The sequence below is a fragment of the Streptomyces sp. NPDC060064 genome, from assembly GCF_042736455.1.
Classification (GTDB): Bacteria; Actinomycetota; Actinomycetes; order Streptomycetales; family Streptomycetaceae; genus Streptomyces.
Genome location: NZ_JBHWWF010000007.1, coordinates 21,600 through 40,906 on the forward strand (window position 1 = coordinate 21,600; position 19,307 = coordinate 40,906).

Sequence of the window (19,307 nt, forward strand, 5' to 3'; positions counted from 1 at the left end):
GCACGTCCGGACGGGTGAATGTGGAGTTCAGTCCGCGACGGGGGCCCCGGACGCTGCAGTCCGCGACGAGCGCTCGGATGCTCTCGATGCGGCAATGCCTGATCTCAAACCTCTATCAGGCATTGACAACTGTCGCCGTCCGAAAGGCACGGCCATGCTCCGGACTCCGCTCCCATCACCTGGGGAGCAGCGGCCCCAGCGGCCCCAGGTCGATATTGAGGTCTTCGGGCTCGAGTCCGAACTTCTCCCTCAGGACGTCCATCCGGTCCTCCAACAGCATCAGAGTGAGCCCGATCCGCTCCTCCTGGTCCTCCGTCAGGTCCCCCAGGTCCACGCGGCGCAGTGCCTGCCGCTCCATGAGCTGGCGCAGCAGCTCCACCACCGTCAGAACCAGCTTCGCCAGATCGCGTTCGACAGTGTCGGGGTCCAGGTCGACCCTGCGCCTGCCGCTCATCCGGGCTCCTCCCAAGGGGATGCGACCCGGGCGTTCACCGAGCTGACCAGTGCCTTGAGGTCGATGCGTACGAGATCGACGTCGGCTATCCGCAGGGTGACGTCGCCTGCGATCACGACACCGCCCGCGAGCAGTCTGTCTAGCAGGTCGACCAGCGCGATTTCGCGATGGGCCAGCGGCGCGGGGGCAGTCATCGGTCTCCCACCTCGCCCGTGAAGGAGTACGGGGCCCACGGGCCGGTCAGCTCAACCCGTATGCCCGGCTCGTGCGGTCGCAGCTCGTCCAGGTTCTCGACGAAGACCGCGCTCTCCTCGCGCGGAACGAGATAGGCCGCGTTGAGGACATTGTGGCCGGCTGCATCGGAGAGCTGTGCCTGCTGCGGGCGGTGCAGCCTCTCCGCCTCCGCATGACGGGACAGCTTCTCGTGGAGTCGCCGCGACACCGCGTCGGCGCGCTCCCATATTCCTTCGTCGGCACGGCGCTCCTGGAGACGCCTGCGCAGGTAGTCGCGGCCGGTCGATGCAGGGGCGGCGGGGGCGGGGGACGCTGCTGCGGGTTCCGGCGTTTCCGCGTACACCTTGACGCCCCATTCGACGCGCCCGTCGAGCCTCTCCAAGGTGCGGACGAACCGGTCGTGGCCCGAGTCGAGCAGTCGTCGCACGCCGTCTTCGTCCCGGCATACGGTGGCGAGCCGCAGCGGCAGCGGACAGCTCAGCGACGTGAGCGCCGCGATCACGGCCTGGTGGGCGTGGGCGGTCTCGGTCAACCAGTCGAGTTCCTCGAGATGGGCGCGGAGCGGGATCTCGTTGAAGTCGTCGGCGGACACCGCGGATACGACGGCGACCAGGTCGCCGTGGTGCAGTACGTACGGCCGCGTGTCCGCGACCCCGCGGAGATCTGCGGCCAATGGCCCGTCGAACGGGTGGGTCACGGCGTACACATAGCGCAGCTCATTCATGCCGACTCCTTGCGCTCCTCACTGGTTCGATGAGCCGATTCCAGTTCCGCGATGCGGCGCTGCAATCGCTCGTTCTCCTCGGCCAGTTCGCGGCGGCGGGCACCGGAGGAGAGCGCCGGGTCGTCCTCCCACCAGTCGATCCCCATGTCCTTGGCCTTGTCGACGGAGGCGACGATCAGGCGGAGTTTGATCGTCAGCAGCTCGATGTCCAGAAGGTTGATGCGGATGTCTCCGGCGATGACGATTCCCTTGTCGAGCACGCGCTCCAGGATGTCGGCGAGATTCGCGCCGCCGGAACCGCCGTAGGGGTCTGGGAGCCTGCTTGCGGTGGTCATCGGCGCCCGCGGTTTCCGGTCCCGGCGTACTCGGCCTCGTCCTCATCCAGGCCCTGGTCCTCGTCGTCGTCCTCGTCCTCGTCCTCGTCCTCGTATTCGTACTCGTCTTCCGGTTCTTCCGCCGCTTCGTCGTCCTCGTACACGATCTGCTCGTCCCGCTCGTCCTGCTCATCCGCTGCGGCGTCATCGTCGCGGCGCACCACTTCGCCGTCCCGGATCTCGCCGCGCCACCCGTCTTCTGCCTCACCGCGCATCGAAATATGGCGGGCGAAGTTCTTGAGGTCGAGACGGGCGCGCCGGCCCTGGGCGCGCCAGAGGTTGCCTGTCCTCTCGAACAGCCCCTTGGGGTAGTACTCCAGGACAAGCAGCACCCGGGTCAGGTTCTCGCCCAGTGGATGGAAGGTGACGACACCGCTCACACTTCCCTTGGCTCCCTGCGACGTCCACTGGATACGGGTGTCCGGTATCTGCTCGGTGACGTGGGCCTGCCAGCTACGGCTCGACCAGAAGACCTTCAACTGCCAGTCCGATGTGGCGTCGTCGGCGATGCTCACGCTCTTGACGCCCCTGGTGAACGTGGAGAAGTCCTGGAAGAGTGACCACTGGTCGTAGGCCTCGCGCACCGGGACTCCGACATCGACGGACTCCATGATGACAACGGGCTTACTCCCTCCCCTGGCCTTCTTCCGCTTTCCGCCGAAGCCCTTGAGGGTCTGGGTGACATTTTCCTTGATCCGCGAGGCCCCCAGTTCGACTGCACTGCGGAGCGGGCCCTTGCCCTGGGCGGCCTTGCGGCCGCCTTCCACAGCCAGCTTGGCGAGGCCGGGGCTGCGGCCCTCCGCGATGTCGTTGAGCTTGACCGTGGTACGGCCCAGGGTTCGGCCGACCGAAGTCATCTTCTGCTGGGCCTGCACGGCCAGATAACTCAGCAGCTCCTCTTTCAGTTTCTGGGCAGCGGGGTTGTCTGCGCTCAGCAGGCTCGGTTTCTCAGCCATGGCTCCGGCCTCCCCTCGAGGTGGCCTTCTTGGCAGCCGCCTTCTTCGTGGTGCGCCGGCCGGTTCCGGTCGCCTTCTTGGCCGGGCTCCTGCGCGTGGGCGTCGCTTTCTGCGCCGTCTTCTGCGCCGTCTTCTTCGTCCGCTTTCCCGACGTGGCTCGTTCCTGCGGCTCCTTCTCCTCGTCCTCCTCCAGGTCCTCATCGCCCTCGGCATCGTCCTCACCGAGCACGTCGGAGACAGCGCCGTCGATTCGGTCCTGCGCATTCAACGTCCGCTCGTGCAAGCGGTCGGCGATCCCTTCGAGCTGACGGTTGACCAGCGCCCCGGTGGCCGCCCTGCCCACCCCGCGCAGGTCCTCGCGCAGTTGGTCGCCCATCTCCTTGAACTGCGGGTTTTTCCGCAGCTGTTGACTGACGAGGTCACCGAGCGCCCTCGGGTTCAACTGCAGCCGCTTGCCGGCCACCATCGTGCCGATGGCGAACGCCAGCTTCGCCTTTCTCGTGCGCCCGAGCACATACCCGGCGCCCACGGCGAGTCCCATCACCAGCCGGTTGTTCAGCTTGTTCATTGCTTCTGCTCCCTGTTCTGCATGATCTGCAGCCGCTCCAGGAGTTCGTCCTCGCGGCGGTCGAACTCGGCCTCGTCGATATCGCCCGCATCAAGTTGCTCCGCGAGACGGGCAAGTTCGGCCTGGATGGCCGACGGGTCGTAGTACTGCCGTTCCGCCTCGTCCACCACCTGTTGCAGCACCCAGAGGGTGCCGCGCACGGGTGCGACGGGCAGCAGCAACAGCTCTCCGAGCAGCCCCATCCCTCACTCCACGAAGCTGTACGGAGGGAGGGGTCCGGTCACGGTCAGTGCCAGGTGCGGCTGTTGCCGACGCAGCTCGTCGACGGCATTCAGGAAGTCGGCACCGCGCTCGCGGATCACGAGGAAGGAGAGATTCATCAGCCATCCGGTGCTCTGCGGCCCGGCGCTCACCTCCTCGGCCGATCCTTCGAGCGTCGCCCGCACCAGATCGGCGTCCCGGGTCTCGCGCAGCTGCACGGCGGCCGCAATGCGCTCGCCGAGCTGCATCTTCTGCTCGTGCGAGGCGCCCTGGGCGGTCCGGCCTGCCTCGGCCATGGCCCGTAGCCCGGGATCGTCGGCGAGCACCCGGTGCAGGACAGCCTCTTCGTCGTGCGTGGCCTTGACGTTGTACTCGGTCTTGCCGTCGAGTGCGCTCAGCCGGTCGAGATAGTGGTCCTCACGTTCCGCGAGCACGGCTGTCAGTGTCTCGTCGTCCGGCGAGATGCCACCGAAGCGCAGGGGCAGTACGGTGCCCTCCTCGCCCGCTTCGCGCAGCACGTTCTGGTGCGCCAACAAGTCGCGCCGCTTGGGCTTCAGGTCTTCGGGTGCATCGCTGACGAGAGCCACGAGCCTGCCCTGCCTCAGGATGCGTACAGGCCGCGGCGGGTCGCCCACTCCGGTCGCCAGTTCCGGGAGGCTCGGGTGCGAACTCCGTGCGATGCCGTAGACATACGTACTCACTCCGTCTCCTCCTTCTTGCTGCGGGACGTCGTGCGCCTGGTGCGCGGCCTGGATTCGGCCTTCTCCTTCTCGTCGTCACGGCCCTGCCGGAACGAGTCCGAGATCTTCTCCGCGGCACCTTCCAGCACGCCCTTGGACTTACCGCGCGCTCCGGACTCCGTGATCTCGCCGACCAGATCGGGCAGACCCGGGTCCTTGCGCGGCCCGGCCTCGAGGTCGAGCCGGTTGCATGCCTCCGCGAAACGCAGATACGTGTCGACGCTGGCGACCACGATCCGGACATCGATCTTCAGGATCTCGATTCCTACGAGAGAGACCCGCACGAAAGCGTCAATGACGAGCCCACGGTCGAGTACGAGTTCCAGGACGTCGTAGAGGCCACTGCTGCCTCCGCCCCTGCTCTGCTGTGCCGGCACAACGGTCATCGATACCAGTCCTCCTTTGTCGGTTTTCGGTCGACTGCGCGGCGGACCTGTTATGTGGGGTCGGCCCTGCCGCGCTCGTAGCGGCGAACGCGTCGGTAGCCGGTCAGCTCGCCCTGGGCGTCGAGGGTCACCTCGTACGTCGCGAGGAGGCTTGTCGTCGTGGGGACGCGGGCCAGTTCGAGCACCTCGACCTCCAGCGACCAGCCGTCCTCCGTCTGGACGAACGACGAGACCGATTCGGCCTCCATGCCGGTGAGCTCCGTCAACTGGCCACGCGCCTGCCGCAGCAGCTCCATCGGGCCCGGCCTGTCCGCCGCACTCTCGTTCTTCTTCGGTGTGTTCTCTGATGAATTCGCCATGGCTCCTCCTTTCTGCGGGTAACACGAACGCGCGATTTCAAACACCAACATGCGAGGAGCGGCGTCGAGTTGGTCATTCCGGACATGTGCGGAGGTTTGCCGAGACAGGAGGGGGAACCCGGAGAGGAGTTCCCAGGAAAGGACAGGGCCATGGAGCTCATCGCCGTGCTCGTTCCGATAGCGATGCTGGGCATCGTCCTCGCGCTCGGCCGCTATGAAGAACTGCTGCTGCCGCCCCACGAAGAGGCAAACGTCGAGTACGCGACCGGCCGCCACATGCAGCCGCTCGGCGTGCCCTCGCTTCCGGAAGGCGCGACAGTGGAAGGAGCAGCCGGCGGCCGCCCGGGTCGCGGGTAGTGCCCCGCGCCCGGCTCCGCGGTCGCCGTCGCGGTGCGAAGGAGCTGAGATGCACCCTGTGGAGGCGCTGGAACGGATCGCGTTTCTGCTGGAGCGCTCCCTCGCGGAGACCTACCGGGTCCGCGCCTTTCGCACCGCCTCCGCCGTGCTGGCTCAGATGTCCGACGCCGAAATCCGCCGACGCGCGGAGGAGGGGTCACTCGAAGCCGTCAAGGGCATCGGCCCAAAGACAGCGGGTGTCGTACGGGAGGCGCTGGCCGGGGACGTACCGCGCTACCTTCAGCGACTGGAGGACGAGGCGTCCAAGCCGCTTGCCGAGGGCGGGACCAAGCTGTGTTCCCTGCTGCGCGGCGACTGCCATCTGCATTCGGACTGGTCGGACGGCGGCAGCCCCATCGAGGCGATGGGGCGGGCGGCGATCGCGCTGGGCCACGAGTGGGCCGCCCTCACCGATCACTCTCCCCGGCTGACCGTCGCGAGTGGGCTGTCCGCCGAGCGGCTGCGTGAGCAGTTGGAGGTAGTGGCGGAGCTCAACAGTCAGTGGTCCCCCTTCCGGCTGCTGACCGGCATCGAGTGCGACATCCTGTCGGACGGCTCGCTCGACCAGGAGCCGGAGCTGCTGGATCAGCTGGATCTCGTGGTCGTCTCGGTCCATTCCGAGCTGCGTATGGAGTCGGCGGCCATGACACGGCGCCTGGTCAAGGCTGTTCAGAACCCCTTGGCCGATGTGTTGGGCCACTGCACGGGCCGACTGGTCGCCGGCAAAAAACGGCCCGAGTCGCAGTTCGACGCGGACGAGGTCTTCGCGGCCTGCGCGGCCCACGGCACGGCCGTGGAGATCAACAGCAGGCCCGAGCGACGGGATCCCCCCAAGCGCCTGCTGCGCCAAGCGGTGGCTGCCGGAACCTGCTTCGCCATCGACACGGACGCACATGCCCCGGGGCAGCTCGACTGGCAGATCATCGGCTGCGCCCGGGCCGAGGAGTGCGAGGTGCCCGCGGAACGAGTGATCAACACCTGGAGGGCGGCGGACCTGCTCGACTGGACCGAATCCCGCGTGCGCCCGGCCTCCTGACCCGAAGCCGTTCGACTACCTGCTTCGACTACGTGCGGGCCGGTGCTCGACGCGGGCATACGGATCGGATCCCAGCCCTCGACACCGGTAGCGCTGTGGGGAGTTCCGGCGGGTTTGGACTCCGGTGAGCCGCGCCGGCGAAGACGGTCTCGGCCGACGACGGGCTCACCGAGCTCGGCGCCGGTCGAGCGCCGGACCTCACGTCACCCCCGACGACCATGTCGGTCGTGCCGTTCAGTCGATGCGGGAACACTCTCCGTCGCGGCTGTACGCAGTCGAAGGCAGGACCGCGGCCGGCGTCGTTTCGCTGGGCGGCCTGTCGATCGAGCGCGGCCCGCCCGCCCGGAGAGACATCCGCGACTCCGCTCCCAATAAGTGACCGCGCGGACACTGCGCGCGAGCGAAACGAGACAGAGTTATTCTGCCCGTGATGCCCCTTTTCGACCGGGACGCTGAGTGCGATGGACAAGGAACCGACACGGGCCGCGTTCAACAGGACGTCGAGCCACGATGTCTACGGCGCGCCCTGCTGGATCACTCTGCTGGCGCGCGACCTGTCACAAGCGCAGGCCTTCTACGGCGCGGTACTCGGATGGCAATTCCGGCGCGCCAAACTCGGGGACCAGTTCAGTATCGCCATGCTCGAGGGCATGCCGGTTGCCGGCCTCGGCACACCCGACCCCGCTCTGCGGGCACCGGCCGGCTGGACGCCGTATTTCGCGGTCGCCGACGCGGACGAGACCGCGGCGCGGATACTGGAGCGCTGCGCCACGGTCGCAGTGGGCCCGCTGACCTTTCCCGTCGGCCGTGGCGCGCTGGCCGCGGACCGGGACGGAGCCGTCTTCGGCATCTGGGAAGGACAACTCGTCTCGGACTGGCTGAGCTGGCGCAAGAACGCGCCGGCCTGGCTGCGTCTGCGGACACGGGACGCGTTCGATGCCGCGATCTTCTACGGGCAGGTCCTCGACTGGGCATGCGAACGGCCCGGCTGCTGCGAGGTCGAGTACGAGAAGGAAGAAGTCGTACTGCGCCACGACGGGCACATCGTGGCCCGCCTGAGCTCCGGTGCGGTCGAAACCGCACCGGACCCCATGATCCGGCCGCGCTGGCACGTCCACTTCCCCGTCGCCGATGTGACCGCCACTGCCGAGGCGGTACGCCGTAACGGAGGCATGGTTCTCAGACAGCGCGACACTCCCGATGGCCAGGCAGCGACCGTGTGCGACACCGAGGGCGCCCCCTTCACGGTCACCAGCCGCACATTCCCCGACTGAGCCACCACCGTGCCCACCGCGCCCACCGCGCCGACTCCTGGCGGCGGCCATCGCGGCGAGGAAGGGCTGCGCGAGCATGGCCAGGGTGATGTGCCGGACGCAGCCCGAGGTGCCTTCGTTGCCCGGTTGGTGACGCTCCCGCAGGTCGATGTCAGGGATTCGTGCGCCCCGAACCTGCCCCGAAACGTCGCGGTTGGGGCAGCATGCAGAGGGGACCGGTGCCCAGGGCCGCTTCCGGCTTCGGCCGGATTGTCGTTCCGGGCACGGGCCGGAGCTGCCAGCGCGTGCTGATGGCGGCGAGAGCGAGGGTCGCCTCGGCCAGGCCGAAGGCGTCACCGATGCATTTGCGGCTGCCGGCGCCGAAAGGCACCATCGCGCCATGCGGCACTGACGCTGCCCGTTCAGGAATCCAGCGATCGGGGTCGAAGCGAGCGGGATCGGGGAAGAGATCGGGATTGCGGCCGAGGACGTAGGGGCTGTACAGGACGATCGCGCCCGGCTTCAGCTGCTCCCCGGCGAGTTCAGTCCGGACGGTGGCTGTCCGGCTGAGCAGCCAGGCCGGCGGGTAGAGACGAAGGGTTTCGGTGACGACGCGTCGGGCGTAGTCCAGGGCGGGCAGGTCGGCGAAGGCCGGCAGTCGTCCAGCGAGGATGCGGTCGGCTTCGTCGTGCAACTGCTTCTCGACCTCGGGGTGTCGGCTCAGCAAGTGGAGGGCCCATGCCAGGACGCTCGCGGTGGTCTCGGTGCCGGCGATCAGCAGGGTCATGACCTGGTCGCGGATGTCGTCATCGGTGAAGCCCTCACCGCTCTCCTCGTCCCGGGCGCCGACCAGGATCGACAGCAGGTCTCCGTTGTCCGCCCCCGAGCGCCGGCAGCCCTGGATCGTCTCGTCGATGACCGCACGCAGCCTCCTGCGTGCCTCCTTGAAGCGCCTGTTCTCCGGGGTGGGAAGTCTCTCCAGGAGACCGACCGGCGAGGTCATCCGCCGGTAGATGCCCCGGAGGATGACGGGGAGACAATGCTGTACGTCGGCAACGGCACGACCTCCGATCGTGGTGGAGAACATTGTGCGCGTGGTGACCCGGACCGTCAGCGCATGCAGCGCGGCGCCGAGGTCGATGGCACGGCCTTCCTCCCATGAGCCGAGCATGGACTCGATCTCTTCGCACATCACTGCGGCGTACGACGCCGTGCGGCTGGAGTGAAAGGCAGGCTGCACCAGCCGGCGCTGCAACCGGTGCTCCGCCCAGGCCGAGGTGAACAGGCCGTTTCCCACGAGGGGTCGGACCTTGTCGAACAGCGGGCCGCCCTTGTCGTAGGTGCGCGGGTCCAGCAGCACCTGCCGTACGAGCTCGGGGCGGCAGGCCAGGTAGGCGCGCTGGGGGCCAAGACGGATCTCGACCAGGTCACCGTGCGCGGGCAGGGCAGCCAGGAACTCCAGCGGACGGCGCCGCAGAGGGATCGCATGGCCGAGAACGGGGAGCCGGCCCGGAGCGTTGCCTTTCGTCGGCGGCACAGCCATGCCGGTTGTCGACAGGCGTGTGCTCGGCCGTATGCGTGCAGTCCCTGCCACTCTTCAACTCCTCGTCATGCACGGTGTCGCTGCCCGCGACCCGCTGCTCTCAACATTGGTATCGGTATCGGTGTTGGGCCGTGCCCGGAATCGGGTGACGGGTGCCGTGAGGCTGATCCAGCCCGAGGTGGAGCCGTCCCAGACATAGCCGTCGCCGAAGTAGCGAGGCGTGAGGTACTCGAACTCCGCACTGCCACCGATCAGGTGGTCCAGGCCGTTCAGATAGGCACGGATGTCCGCGCGCGTTCCGTGCGGACCGTTCAACATCCGGTCCCGAGCCACGATGTAGGCCTTCTCGTGATGATCGACCAGCCCATGAAGCCGGTCGACGCACTGCTGCAGACCCAGTCCCCCACGCTCGGTCAGCACGCGAACCACCGTCATCTTGTCGCCCTGAGCGTGCTCCTTGCGCCACGAGAGCAGGTCGTTGACGATGATCATCTGCCGCATACAGTGCGTGTGCACGTCCGCGAGCAGCCGATCGAGTCCGGTCATGTCGACGCCCGCCGCATATTCGGTCATCAACCGGATGAAGTCGCAGCCGAAACTTTCCAGACGCACGGTCATACAGGTCTCGTAGTCCGGCACCCGCTCCGTCAGCTTGAACCGGATCTCGGTGACGCACCCACGCAGAAACGCTTCGAGAGCACCGGCGAACCGTCGGATCTGACCGGGAGAGAGCCCAGGGCTGATACGACGCCACAGCTCCTTGCCCGCTACGCCGTAGGGAAAGTCCTCTCTCCCACCGCCGTCACCGTGGAAGTCGTCCATGATCTCGGCGAACACATCGCGGGCACTGGCCTCATCGGCTCCCAGCGCCGAACGGTCCGAGGCGAAGCTGTCGATGACGGTGACGTACTGGTACCAGTCCGCGACATCGAGCGCACGCTGCTCATCCGCGTACGGCACGGTCAGTGGCCCGTACAGTCCGTTGCGTTGGCGTAGGTAGCACAGCAGGTCTTCCTCGCTCGCGAAGCAGTCGCCGAGCCGGCTGCGCACCCAGCCGTTCGACCGGAACTCGATCTGCGTTGCCTTGGGGTGGTAGGCAACCGGCAGCAGGCGAGGCAGCTCGGGCAGGAAGAATTCGGTCATGACGTCCTCACGGAAGCGGAAGGCGTGGGCGAGTTGACGCAAAGTTTCGACGGCCGCCTCCGCGAAAGGGGCGAGCAAGTCAGGGCGGGGATCAGGTGCTCCCCCGTCCGTTCGCCCTGGATGCTTCACCTCTCGACGCATAGGGAAACCGACGATGCTGCCCCTGGCGCACCATGCCCCCACGATGTGGTGCACGGCACGGCGCGCGCGAGCTACCGTGCGCCGTTGACTACGCGGATGGTGCTCCGCTAAGCGGCTCGTGCCGCACCACATCCAAGCGGCGAGGCCTCAGCCCCGCCGCGACCAGCTCGTCGCGCGCCCGTGCCGCAACACCCCCGGCCCCGCACTGACCGGCCAGATCCACACCACGGTACAGAGGCTCGGCCGCTTGCGAGAGAAGTCCGGCACGGCGCAGAGCGGTGCCGAGCTCGACCAGAGCGCCCGCGAGTTCGTACGACGACGGCGACAACTCCAGCGTAGTGACGGCACGCCGCAGCAGAGCAATTCCCTCGGGCCCGTCCGTCACCCGGGCGAGCACAGACAGCGCCTTCCCCACTGCCGTGGCCGTACCGAAGCGCTCGGCGCGGCGCAGTGCCTCCTGCGCCAGATCCAGCGCCCGCCCGGCATCCATCGTCCGGGTAGCCAGCGCGAGTTGGGGCAGCCACGGGCACCAGGCCGGATTACGCATTCCACGCAGGTCGAGGCGGCGGCCCACCGCGGACAGCTCTTCAGCGGCCTCCTTGTCCATGCCCCGGGCCAACAGCAGTTCGCCGTGGACAGTCTCGGCGTCGGGAAGCGTCACGGCCGACGGGAACGGTTTGCCGAACCGGCGGGCGACCGCCAACTCCTGGGCAGCCGCGGTCTCTCCGCGGGCCATCAGGATTTCGATCAAGGTGGCCATCGCGTACCACTGCGCGTGAATGCCCGCGGGCCCCAGGCGGTCCGCGAGTTGCAGCCCGGCGCGTACAAAGTCCTCGGCGTCGGTGAGCTGACCTTTCCAGAACCGGATGTAACCGAGCAGGCTGTAACCGAGCGAGAGATGCACCCCGCGCCAGCCCTGCTGTTCGTACTCCGCGATGGCTCCCGCGTACAGATGCTCCGCCCGGTCCGGGCGGTCGCAGTACAGGAAGGTGAGGGCCACCAGCGACGGGACTTCGAAGCCCCACCGCTCGTCCGTCCAGCTCATCCCGCCGGAACCCAGCGCCCGCTCCGCGAACTCCACCGCGGTAGCCGCCGGTTCGCCGCGCACCATCGCATCCCATGCGCGCAACCCGTAGAGGTAGCGCTCGGTCTGGCTCTCGCCGGACAGCCGCTGCGTGAGGTGGCTGAGCCGACGGGACAGAGCCGGGGCTTCCCGGTCGTCGGAGGTGAACGCGGACATCCTGAAGTGCTCCATGAGCATGCGAAGGCGTTCTCGCGAGTCCGTGGCCGTACGGAATTCCTCCATCGCCAGGTCCGCCGCCTCCGTGAGCCGGTCGCAATGCGACAGCGCCCGCCCGAGACGGATCACGATGCTCTGCCGCAGTGCCGGCTGCAGATCCGGCTCCTCCAGCGCAGCCCGCAAATGGTTGACCGTCACGGCCGGATCGTGCAGGAGCGCCGGGGAACCGAGTTCGTGCAGCACCGTGGCCCGCAGTCCCGCGGGCGGAGGCTCGCGCAGGGCGCGGCTCAGGCAGCGCCGGGCAGCGTCGGGAGCACCGCGGCGCACATACTCCCGGGCCGCGTCGCGTAGCTGCTCCGCCACCCGGACATCCCCCTCCGGCTGTGTCTCCAGCAGATGTCGAGCCGCCGCAGCCGGACCCTTGCCCGCCTCCACGAGCTCCCAGGCCGCCTTGCCGTGCAGTGCCACCCGCATCGCGGGCGGGATGGCCCGATAGACCGCCGTCGCGATCAGCGGATGGACGAACTCCGGCTTCATGCCGTACGTCAGAATGCGCTCGGTCCGCAGCGTATCCGTCGCTTGCGCGGCCTCGGCCGGTCCCTGCGCCGCCAGCGCCGCAGCCATGCTGAAGGTCGCCTCCGAGCCAAGGACGGCCACAGCCCAGGCCAGCCGCACGGCGAGCGTGCCCAGCTGCTCCAGCCGGTCCACCAGGCCGCCGCCCCTGGTCTCGGCAGCAAGGTCCCGCAACGCGCAGGCGTTCTCCCTCCCGGGGACCAGCTGACCGTCGCGTACCTTCGCCGCCAGCTCGACCGTCTCGAAGGGATTGCCGCCGGTGACCAGCCAGGCTTCACGACAGAAGTCGTCGTCGGCCTCGGTGCCCAGCGCCTCGCGCATCAGATGGGCGACCGCGGCCGGCGTCAACGGCGCCAGGTCGAGCGGACCCACCCGGTTCCGCTCGACCATGTCGCTGAACGTCGTGGCTTCATCGGGCAATTCCTCCGCGCGGTACGCGACGACCAGAAGTACGGGCAGTTCCTCGACCCGTACGGCAAAGGAGGTCAGCCACGCCAGGGACTCCGCGTCCGCCCAGTGCGCATCGTCGACGACCAGGACCAGTGGGCCGCGCTGTACCGACACATGCGTGACCACCCAATCCAGACCGTCCCGCACACCTTGCGGATCCGGTACCACGCCCTCCACGGCGGGACTCAAGCCGACACAAGGGCCCACGATGCCGTACCAGTCGCCCAGCAGCTCCCGGCGCTCGCTCTCGGAGTACGAGGCAAGCAGCGGCTGGAGCAACTGCCGCACCACATGGAAGGCCAGACTTCGCTCCTGCTCGCCGCCCTTCGCGAAGAGCCCGGTGCACTCCCGCTCCGGCGCAAGGCGACGCACCTCCTCCAAGAGGGTCGTCTTGCCCGCTCCGGCCGGTCCTGTGAAGGCCAGCAAGCCACCGCGCCGTGCTGAGGGGATCACCGCACCCGTCGTCGATCGGCCGCTCACGGCGTCCAACGCCGCCTTGACGATGACCAGTTCGGCATCTCGCTCAAGAGCTCTCGGCACGATCCGCATGTCCCGCTCGCGCTGCTCCTCGTCCGGTGCTGGACCCACGGCTCGCTGCGTGTCCGACCAATCCGTGGCCACCCGTTCCCCTCCTGGCACGACGAGCATGCACGTCGGCGACCCCGCCCTTGACGTAGCGTATCCCCCAAATCACCGTCAGCGAGAGGGCGGCGGCGCAGATACATCCTCATGAGTGGACACGCCATGGCGATGTCCCGCTCCTCCGGCGCATTGGCACTCCGCGGATGCGGTGGTGTGGGGGTCAGCCGGGCCAGGTTCCGGTCAGGCGGTGCACGGCGCCGGCGCCGGCGCGGTCGACCGCCGCCTTGACCGTGGCAAAGATCGCACCCTGCAGGCCGGCGGCGATCAGAACTTCCCGCCAGCTGCGATCTCTGTCGGTGGCGTCGGGAGCAGCCTCGTCGTGGCCGGTGGCCTTCCATACCTGCTTGAAGACCGCGCCGGCGAGAGCACCGCTCGTGGCGCCCAGCACCAGGCCGACCGGCTTGTAGGCAACCTTGGACGCTTTCATCAGCTCTTCCTCCTGCGGCGGGCGAGGACGACGACGGCCAGGGCGGCTGCACCGGCGATGAGCAGATTGCGGTTGCCGCGCACGACCTGCGCCGTCCGGGCGACCTTGTCGGCAACCGGCTCCGGGGTGTTGTCCTGGATCTTCTCTCCGAAGACGTGGGCGGTCTCGGCCAGATGCTGCTTGGCGTACGCGGCCTTGTCGCGTACCGCCTCCGGAGTCTTGTCCTGCGCAACGTGGAGGGCGTGGGCTGTCTTGTCCTGCACCTGGCTCTTGACCCTCGCCGCCTTCTGCTGTGCCTGGGCCTTGACGTCGGCCTTGGCGGCCAGCGCCTCGACTGTCCGACCGAGTTCCTCGCGGGTTCCCTGCGCCTGCTCGCGCAGTGCTTCAGTGGTGCGTGTGGAGTCGTTGTTCCGGGACTTGTCCGTCATCGGTGTGCCCTCTCCTTGATCTCGGCGACGTCGTCCTTGACGCCCTCGATGGCTTGCTCGGGGCTGGGCGGGGCGGCCAGGCTGATCTGCTTCCTGCCCACGGCGGCGAGCACGCCGGCCACCGCGAGGAGGACGGCGGTCACGGCCAGTGCCGAGATCCACAGCGGCCAGATCAGGTCCAGAGCCACGATCGCGGTGGCCGCAAGGGCCTGTAGGGCGATGAAACCGATCACGCCGGCTCCGCCGTACAGGCCGCCACCCCTCCCGAACCGTTTGCCCTTTTGCCGCATCTCCGCCTGCGCCAGACGCAGCTCCTGCCGCATCAGCCGGGATATCTGCTCCGATGCCTGCTTGACCAGGTCGCTCACGGATTCCCCGGAGTCGTGGCGCGGCGGGTGGTCCAGTGACCTGTTCATCGTCGTGACCCTCCGTTCGGTTCGTGCACGGCTTGATCTCCACGGCGAGTACCCGAGCCCGGTCGGCCCATTCGGCCGACCACCGCCTCGACTGAGGCAGTCGCAGCAGGGTGCGGAGCAGCGGCCGGGTGCGTGGTGAATGCGGGCGGGTCAGCGGTCGCCCATCTCCTTGCGTTCCTCATCGGTCCACGTGCGGGTGTCCCGCGGCTCCACGTAGGGCTCTTCCTCCTTGGGGTGGCCGCCGATGATCGCGCGTTCGCGGACCATCTCCGCGTCGAATTCCAGGCCGAGCAGGATCGCCAGATTCGTGACCCACAACCAGACCAGGAAGATGATCACTCCGGCCAAGGTCCCGTAGGTCTTGTTGTAGGAGGCGAAGTTCCCCACGTACAACGCAAAGCCCGCCGAGGCGATCATCCAGATCACCAGAGCCAGAAAACTCCCCGGAGTGATCCACTTGAATCCGCGGCCCTTGGCGTTCGGTGACGCCCAGTACAGGATCGCGATCATGATGGTGACCAGCACCACCAGGACGGGCCACTTGGCGATCGACCACACCGTCAGCGCCGTGTCCCCGATCCCCAGCGCCGTACCGACCTCCCGGGCCACACCGCCGGTGAACACCACCATCAACGCACTGACGCAGGCAAGGGTCATCAGCACCAGGGTGACGCCCAGCCGGACCGGCAGCACCTTCCACACCGGGCGGCCCTCAGGCACGTCATAGACAGCATTGGAACTGCGAATGAACGCCGCCACGTACCCCGACGCCGACCACAGCGCGACCAGCAGGCCGACAATCGCCACCACCGAACCGGTGCCACCGTTGCCCTGGAGCTGTTCGATCGCATTCGAGACGACATCCCGCGCGGGGCCGGGGGTCATCTTCTTGATGTTGTCCAGAACCCTTTTGGTCGCCGACTCACCGGCGATGCCGAGCAGCGAGACAAGGACCAGCAGCGCGGGGAAGAGCGCCAGCACCCCGTAGTAGGTCAGCGCCGCTGCACGGTCAGCCAGCTCATCGTCCTTGAACTCCGCCACCGTCCGCTTCAGCACCGACCGCCACGACTTTTTCTGCAGCGCTGTCGGATCATCCGGAGCGTCACGCTCCACCTGCGGATCCGGCCCTGGCCGGCCGCCGTCCGGCTCCGAATCCGTCCCACGAGCCTCACGCCGGTGCTCGCCGTCCTGCCGACGTTGCTCATCCCGCTTGGCCTGCCACATTGGTGCCATACCGTGCGGGTGACCGCAAAACACTGTCCTGAAACTGGCGCCTGGTGGATTGTCCCTGGCGCCTGGGCGCGTGGCCCCCCGGAGGGCGCCCACAGGGTGCTGACATGACAGCGTCACTTCGCCTGGAGAGGTCACTCCCGACAACGTTCTTGCCGCATGCCGCTTGGCGGTCCGCCCCGACCAGGAGCGTTTCGTGGCCCGGTGGGCGAGGACGAGCTCGTCGGCGAGCTGGATCCGACCGGGGCCTGAGCGCACCGGCCCGTAGCCCCGGCATGATCCACCGGAAACACCCTCGACGAAGCAGGACCGCGTAGGCGCGAATTCAGCTGCGCGGAAGAAGGGTACCGAGTGGTCCGAGGTCGAGGTTGAGGTCTTCGGGACGCAGCCCGTGCTGGTCGCAGAGTTCGGTCATGCGTTGCTCGAGCAGCATGAGTGTCGTACCGATCTCGTCGACCTGTTCGTCAGTGAGATCGCCCAGTTCAACACGGCGAATCGCCTGACGTTCCATCAACTGTCTGAGGAGCTCCACCACGGTCAGAACAAGCGCGACGAGATCATGTCCCATCTGGTCCCGGTCCAGGTCGAGTCGACCGGCCGTCATAGGGGGCCTCCATCCGCCCAGGGTGCGGGAACTCGCTCGTTGACGGACGACAGCAGTGCGTGCAGGGACAGCCGCACCAGTGGAACGTCGGCGATCGCGATGACCAAATCACCGCTGATGACCACGCCAGTGGCCAGAAGACGGTCCAGGAGGTCGACGAGCGGAACTCCGATGGGGCCCGACAGGGGCTCCGGAGCATCCCAGGGCACCACCTCGTGCGTCATGGCTTACACCTCGCCGACGAAGGAGTACGGCACCCAGGGCCCTGAAACTTCGATCTGCGCCCCGGTCCGCTGCCGCAGCGCCTGGGCCAGGCGGCCGAGTTCATGAACCCGGTGCTCGGCCACCAGGTAGGTGGCGTTGAGGATCTGAATACGCCGATTGCCCGCCGGCTCTTGCGCGTGGGACCGTAGCCGACGGAACGCGGTTGCAAGGGTCCGGAGTTCGGCATCCACTTCGTCCGCGATGCGCAACGTCTCTTCTTGGTGGCGTTCGCGCCGTTGCTGAATACCTCGCTTGCGATCCAGGTAGGCAAGTCCGGCACCGGGGGCCGGGGAGGCGGACACAGCAGGAGGGGTGGTGGGGCGCGCGGTGTCCGTCGGGGTGCTGGGGGCGTACACCTTCACTCCCCATTCGGCGTGATTCGCAATGCGTTTCAGAACAGCGTGGAAACGGTCCGCTTCGCTCGTCAGAGCTTTCCGTGCGCTCGCGTCGCTGAGGTACAGAGTGGCCAGCGGAAGGGGAATCGTAGGGCCGCCGACGGAAACGGCGGAAACCACTTCATGGTGAGCGCGTGCACATCGCTCGAGCTCATCGCGGTCCGAGAGGCGTTCCTGCCAAGCCTCGTCGATGAAGTCAGCGGCGGGCACGTGCTGGACGACAGCGGTGAGCGTCCCGAACGGCAGACTTCGCACGGGCGCTTCGCCCGAGAGGCCGGGCAGCCCCGTCACCGTGGCCGGCTCCAGGCTCCGGCAGACAGCGAAGACGTAGGTGGCGACGGCGGAGTCGGGGACCTGCTCCTTCATGTGCCTCGTTTCTCCTTGGTCCGTTGCAGGGACGAGGTGTCGTCGTACCCCTTAGATTCCAGCGCCTCCAGGCGATCACGCAGCTGGCGATTCTCGTCCTGCAAGGCACTGCGGGACGCGCGGGAGCTCAGTGCCGGGTCCGTCTCCCACCAGTCGATGCCGGCCTTCTTCGCCGTGTCCACGGATGCCACGAACAGACGGAGCCGGATGGTCAGGAGCTCGATGTCGAGAAGGTCGATCTTGATGTCACCGGCAATGACGATCCCCTTGTCGAGGACGCGCTCAAGAATGTCGGCGAGGTTGGTGCTCTGGGGCCCGGCGACGGGATGGGAGCCTTGTCTGAAGTCAACGTCGGTCACGTGGCCGCCTCATTCCTCTCTCCTCGTCGTCAGGTTCCTCTTCCTCTTCCTCTTCCTCCTCTTCCTCCCACTCACCGTCCTCGTCTCCCTCGTCTCCCTCGTCTCCCTCGTCTCCCTCGTCGTCTTCCTCGTCTCCCTCGTCGTCTTCCTCGTCTCCCTCGTCTCCCTCCGAGTCCTCGGCCTCTTCATCTGCTGCTTCTTCGTCCTCCATGGCCTCTTCATGGGACACGACAACCTCGCCGTCACGGATTTCGCCGCGCCAGCCTTCGGGCTCCTCGTCGGTGAGGGTGACGTACCGCTGGAAGTGTTTGAAGTCCAGTCGCAACCGGCGACCCTGCGCGCGCCACAGGTTGCCGGTCTTCTCGAAAAACCCGGATGGGTAGTACTCCACGACCAGGACGATGCGGGTCAGAGTCGGCCCCAGCTCATGAAAACTGACGGCTCCGCGGGTGGTGCCCTTGGCACCCTCGGACGTCCATACGATGCGGTCGTCGGGAATCTGCTCTTGTACGGTCGCTTTAAAGCTCCGTGAGGAAGGCCCGACCTTGACCTTCCAGTCACTGGACATCTCGTCCTCCATCGAGACGTCATGGACCCCCTTGGTGAAACTGCTGAACTGGTCGTACTGCGTCCAGTGGTCGTAGGCCGTGCGTAGGGGCACTCCTACATCAAGGACCTCGATGATATTCATCGACTTGCCGCTGCCCGCCTTGCCCTTCCGCTTGCCTCCACCAAGGGCTTCTTTGGCTTTGTCCACGACGTTGTCCTTGACGCCTTTTGCCTTCTCGGTGACAAAGGCTTTCAGCGGTGACTCTCCCTGCAGGACGGAGCCGACCGCAGGCATGAGGGATCCGCCGTTCTCGGCGACATCGGTGAGCCGATCTGTAACATCGGTGAGCTTGTCGCCTGCCTTCTCAGCAAGTTGCCCCATCTGTGCGTTGAGGAAGTTCGACAGCTCTTCGCGGAGACGGTCGATACCCGACTCTTCTGCCTCGGGCTCGTCTCTTTTCGTCCTGGCCATGGTTGGCTACCTCCGGCGATCGGCGCGGTTGGTTGTCTTCTTGGCGGCGCGCCGCGACGACGTCGTCTTCTTGGCCGCGCTCTTCTTGGCCGGAGCGGTCTTCTTCGCCGCGCTCTTCTTGGCCGGAGCCGTCTTCTTCGCCGCGGCCTTCTTGGCCGGAGCGGTCTTCTTCGCCGCGCTCTTCTTGGCCGGAGCGGTCTTCTTCGCCGCGCTCTTCTTGGCCGGAGCGGTCTTCTTCGCCGCGCTCTTCTTGGCCGGAGCCGTCTTCTTCGCCGCGCTCTTCTTGGCCGGAGCCGTCTTCTTCGCCGCGCTCTTCTTGGCCGG

26 protein-coding genes are annotated in these 19,307 nt (G+C 67.4%); 3 read left to right on the forward strand and 23 right to left on the reverse strand.

All coding sequences use genetic code 11. The features are described 5' to 3' along the window. Nucleotides 1-175: 175 nt before the first annotated feature. Genes ACFWDI_RS11075 through ACFWDI_RS11120 form a run of 10 tightly spaced genes read right to left on the reverse strand, consistent with a single transcriptional unit; the run spans nt 176 to nt 5,056 of the window. Nucleotides 176-454 (reverse strand): gas vesicle protein K, encoded by a 279-nt coding sequence (locus ACFWDI_RS11075; protein WP_385302946.1) that lies wholly within the window; start codon nt 452-454, stop codon nt 176-178. After that, nucleotides 451-648 carry a gas vesicle protein gene (locus ACFWDI_RS11080; RefSeq protein WP_327327759.1) on the reverse strand — a complete coding sequence of 66 codons (198 nt, stop codon included), beginning with the start codon at nt 646-648 and terminating at the stop codon, nt 451-453. Before ACFWDI_RS11080 ends, ACFWDI_RS11075 begins: the two co-directional genes overlap by 4 nt. Next, complete coding sequence (locus ACFWDI_RS11085) at nt 645-1,412, reverse strand: GvpL/GvpF family gas vesicle protein (protein WP_385302947.1); 768 nt, start codon at nt 1,410-1,412, stop codon at nt 645-647. Before ACFWDI_RS11085 ends, ACFWDI_RS11080 begins: the two co-directional genes overlap by 4 nt. Beyond that, the gene (locus tag ACFWDI_RS11090; RefSeq protein ID WP_385302949.1) at nt 1,409-1,747 is read right to left on the reverse strand and encodes a gas vesicle protein; all 339 of its coding nucleotides are present in this window, start codon (nt 1,745-1,747) and stop codon (nt 1,409-1,411) included. Before ACFWDI_RS11090 ends, ACFWDI_RS11085 begins: the two co-directional genes overlap by 4 nt. After that, on the reverse strand, nt 1,744-2,742 hold the full coding sequence (locus tag ACFWDI_RS11095; RefSeq protein WP_385302950.1) for an SRPBCC family protein: 999 nt from the start codon (nt 2,740-2,742) through the stop codon (nt 1,744-1,746). The genes ACFWDI_RS11090 and ACFWDI_RS11095 overlap by 4 nt, the downstream gene beginning before the upstream one ends. After that, nucleotides 2,735-3,310 carry a DNA primase gene (locus ACFWDI_RS11100; RefSeq protein WP_385302952.1) on the reverse strand — a complete coding sequence of 192 codons (576 nt, stop codon included), beginning with the start codon at nt 3,308-3,310 and terminating at the stop codon, nt 2,735-2,737. The genes ACFWDI_RS11095 and ACFWDI_RS11100 overlap by 8 nt, the downstream gene beginning before the upstream one ends. Next, nucleotides 3,307-3,552, reverse strand: a complete 246-nt coding sequence (locus ACFWDI_RS11105) for a gas vesicle protein GvpG (protein WP_385302953.1) — start codon at nt 3,550-3,552, stop codon at nt 3,307-3,309. The genes ACFWDI_RS11100 and ACFWDI_RS11105 overlap by 4 nt, the downstream gene beginning before the upstream one ends. A 3-nt stretch (nt 3,553-3,555) precedes the next feature. After that, nucleotides 3,556-4,272: a GvpL/GvpF family gas vesicle protein gene (locus ACFWDI_RS11110; protein WP_385302955.1), complete on the reverse strand. Its 717-nt coding sequence runs from the start codon at nt 4,270-4,272 to the stop codon at nt 3,556-3,558. Beyond that, the gene (locus ACFWDI_RS11115) at nt 4,269-4,697 is read right to left on the reverse strand and encodes a gas vesicle structural protein GvpA (RefSeq protein ID WP_362691364.1); all 429 of its coding nucleotides are present in this window, start codon (nt 4,695-4,697) and stop codon (nt 4,269-4,271) included. Before ACFWDI_RS11115 ends, ACFWDI_RS11110 begins: the two co-directional genes overlap by 4 nt. A gap of 50 nt (nt 4,698-4,747) precedes the next feature. Next, on the reverse strand, nt 4,748-5,056 hold the full coding sequence (locus tag ACFWDI_RS11120; RefSeq protein WP_385302956.1) for a gas vesicle protein: 309 nt from the start codon (nt 5,054-5,056) through the stop codon (nt 4,748-4,750). 150 nt (nt 5,057-5,206) lie between these two features. Between ACFWDI_RS11120 and ACFWDI_RS11125 the strand changes: the two genes are divergently transcribed. The 3 genes from ACFWDI_RS11125 to ACFWDI_RS11135 all read left to right on the forward strand — a co-directional run bounded on the left by ACFWDI_RS11125 (nt 5,207) and on the right by ACFWDI_RS11135 (nt 7,762). Continuing rightward, a complete protein-coding gene (locus ACFWDI_RS11125; RefSeq protein WP_385302958.1) occupies nt 5,207-5,413 on the forward strand; it encodes a hypothetical protein in 207 nt (68 codons plus the stop codon). Between the two features lie 49 nt (nt 5,414-5,462). Beyond that, nucleotides 5,463-6,488, forward strand: a complete 1,026-nt coding sequence (locus ACFWDI_RS11130; RefSeq protein ID WP_385302959.1) for a PHP domain-containing protein — start codon at nt 5,463-5,465, stop codon at nt 6,486-6,488. A 461-nt stretch (nt 6,489-6,949) separates the two neighbouring features. Continuing rightward, nucleotides 6,950-7,762: a VOC family protein gene (locus ACFWDI_RS11135; protein WP_385302960.1), complete on the forward strand. Its 813-nt coding sequence runs from the start codon at nt 6,950-6,952 to the stop codon at nt 7,760-7,762. A gap of 151 nt (nt 7,763-7,913) precedes the next feature. Here ACFWDI_RS11135 and ACFWDI_RS11140 read toward each other — a convergent pair whose 3' ends face one another. The 13 genes from ACFWDI_RS11140 to ACFWDI_RS11200 form a co-directional block, all read right to left on the reverse strand. Then, nucleotides 7,914-9,335 (reverse strand): cytochrome P450, encoded by a 1,422-nt coding sequence (locus tag ACFWDI_RS11140; protein ID WP_385302962.1) that lies wholly within the window; start codon nt 9,333-9,335, stop codon nt 7,914-7,916. 3 nt (nt 9,336-9,338) lie between these two features. Further along, nucleotides 9,339-10,700, reverse strand: coding sequence for a terpene synthase family protein (locus tag ACFWDI_RS11145; protein ID WP_385302964.1), 1,362 nt, complete (start codon nt 10,698-10,700; stop codon nt 9,339-9,341). Continuing rightward, nucleotides 10,657-13,419, reverse strand: coding sequence for an ATP-binding protein (locus ACFWDI_RS11150; protein ID WP_385302965.1), 2,763 nt, complete (start codon nt 13,417-13,419; stop codon nt 10,657-10,659). Before ACFWDI_RS11150 ends, ACFWDI_RS11145 begins: the two co-directional genes overlap by 44 nt. Before the next feature lie 214 nt (nt 13,420-13,633). After that, a complete protein-coding gene (locus tag ACFWDI_RS11155) occupies nt 13,634-13,900 on the reverse strand; it encodes a DUF4235 domain-containing protein (RefSeq protein WP_385302966.1) in 267 nt (88 codons plus the stop codon). Next, nucleotides 13,900-14,328, reverse strand: a complete 429-nt coding sequence (locus tag ACFWDI_RS11160) for a DUF3618 domain-containing protein (protein WP_385302967.1) — start codon at nt 14,326-14,328, stop codon at nt 13,900-13,902. Before ACFWDI_RS11160 ends, ACFWDI_RS11155 begins: the two co-directional genes overlap by 1 nt. Further along, on the reverse strand, nt 14,325-14,744 hold the full coding sequence (locus ACFWDI_RS11165; RefSeq protein ID WP_385302968.1) for a phage holin family protein: 420 nt from the start codon (nt 14,742-14,744) through the stop codon (nt 14,325-14,327). Before ACFWDI_RS11165 ends, ACFWDI_RS11160 begins: the two co-directional genes overlap by 4 nt. Before the next feature lie 150 nt (nt 14,745-14,894). Beyond that, a complete protein-coding gene (locus tag ACFWDI_RS11170; protein WP_385303262.1) occupies nt 14,895-15,977 on the reverse strand; it encodes a YihY/virulence factor BrkB family protein in 1,083 nt (360 codons plus the stop codon). A gap of 322 nt (nt 15,978-16,299) precedes the next feature. Beyond that, complete coding sequence (locus ACFWDI_RS11175; RefSeq protein WP_385302969.1) at nt 16,300-16,578, reverse strand: gas vesicle protein K; 279 nt, start codon at nt 16,576-16,578, stop codon at nt 16,300-16,302. Beyond that, the gene (locus ACFWDI_RS11180; protein WP_327327740.1) at nt 16,575-16,802 is read right to left on the reverse strand and encodes a gas vesicle protein; all 228 of its coding nucleotides are present in this window, start codon (nt 16,800-16,802) and stop codon (nt 16,575-16,577) included. Before ACFWDI_RS11180 ends, ACFWDI_RS11175 begins: the two co-directional genes overlap by 4 nt. 3 nt (nt 16,803-16,805) lie before the next feature. Beyond that, nucleotides 16,806-17,603, reverse strand: a complete 798-nt coding sequence (locus tag ACFWDI_RS11185) for a GvpL/GvpF family gas vesicle protein (protein ID WP_385302971.1) — start codon at nt 17,601-17,603, stop codon at nt 16,806-16,808. Continuing rightward, a complete protein-coding gene (locus ACFWDI_RS11190; RefSeq protein WP_385302973.1) occupies nt 17,600-17,962 on the reverse strand; it encodes a gas vesicle protein in 363 nt (120 codons plus the stop codon). The genes ACFWDI_RS11185 and ACFWDI_RS11190 overlap by 4 nt, the downstream gene beginning before the upstream one ends. Beyond that, on the reverse strand, nt 17,949-18,983 hold the full coding sequence (locus ACFWDI_RS11195; protein WP_385302975.1) for an SRPBCC family protein: 1,035 nt from the start codon (nt 18,981-18,983) through the stop codon (nt 17,949-17,951). Before ACFWDI_RS11195 ends, ACFWDI_RS11190 begins: the two co-directional genes overlap by 14 nt. A 6-nt stretch (nt 18,984-18,989) precedes the next feature. Then, nucleotides 18,990-19,307, reverse strand: a 318-nt coding sequence (locus ACFWDI_RS11200; protein WP_385302977.1) for a hypothetical protein, incomplete at its 5' end; no start/stop codon positions are given.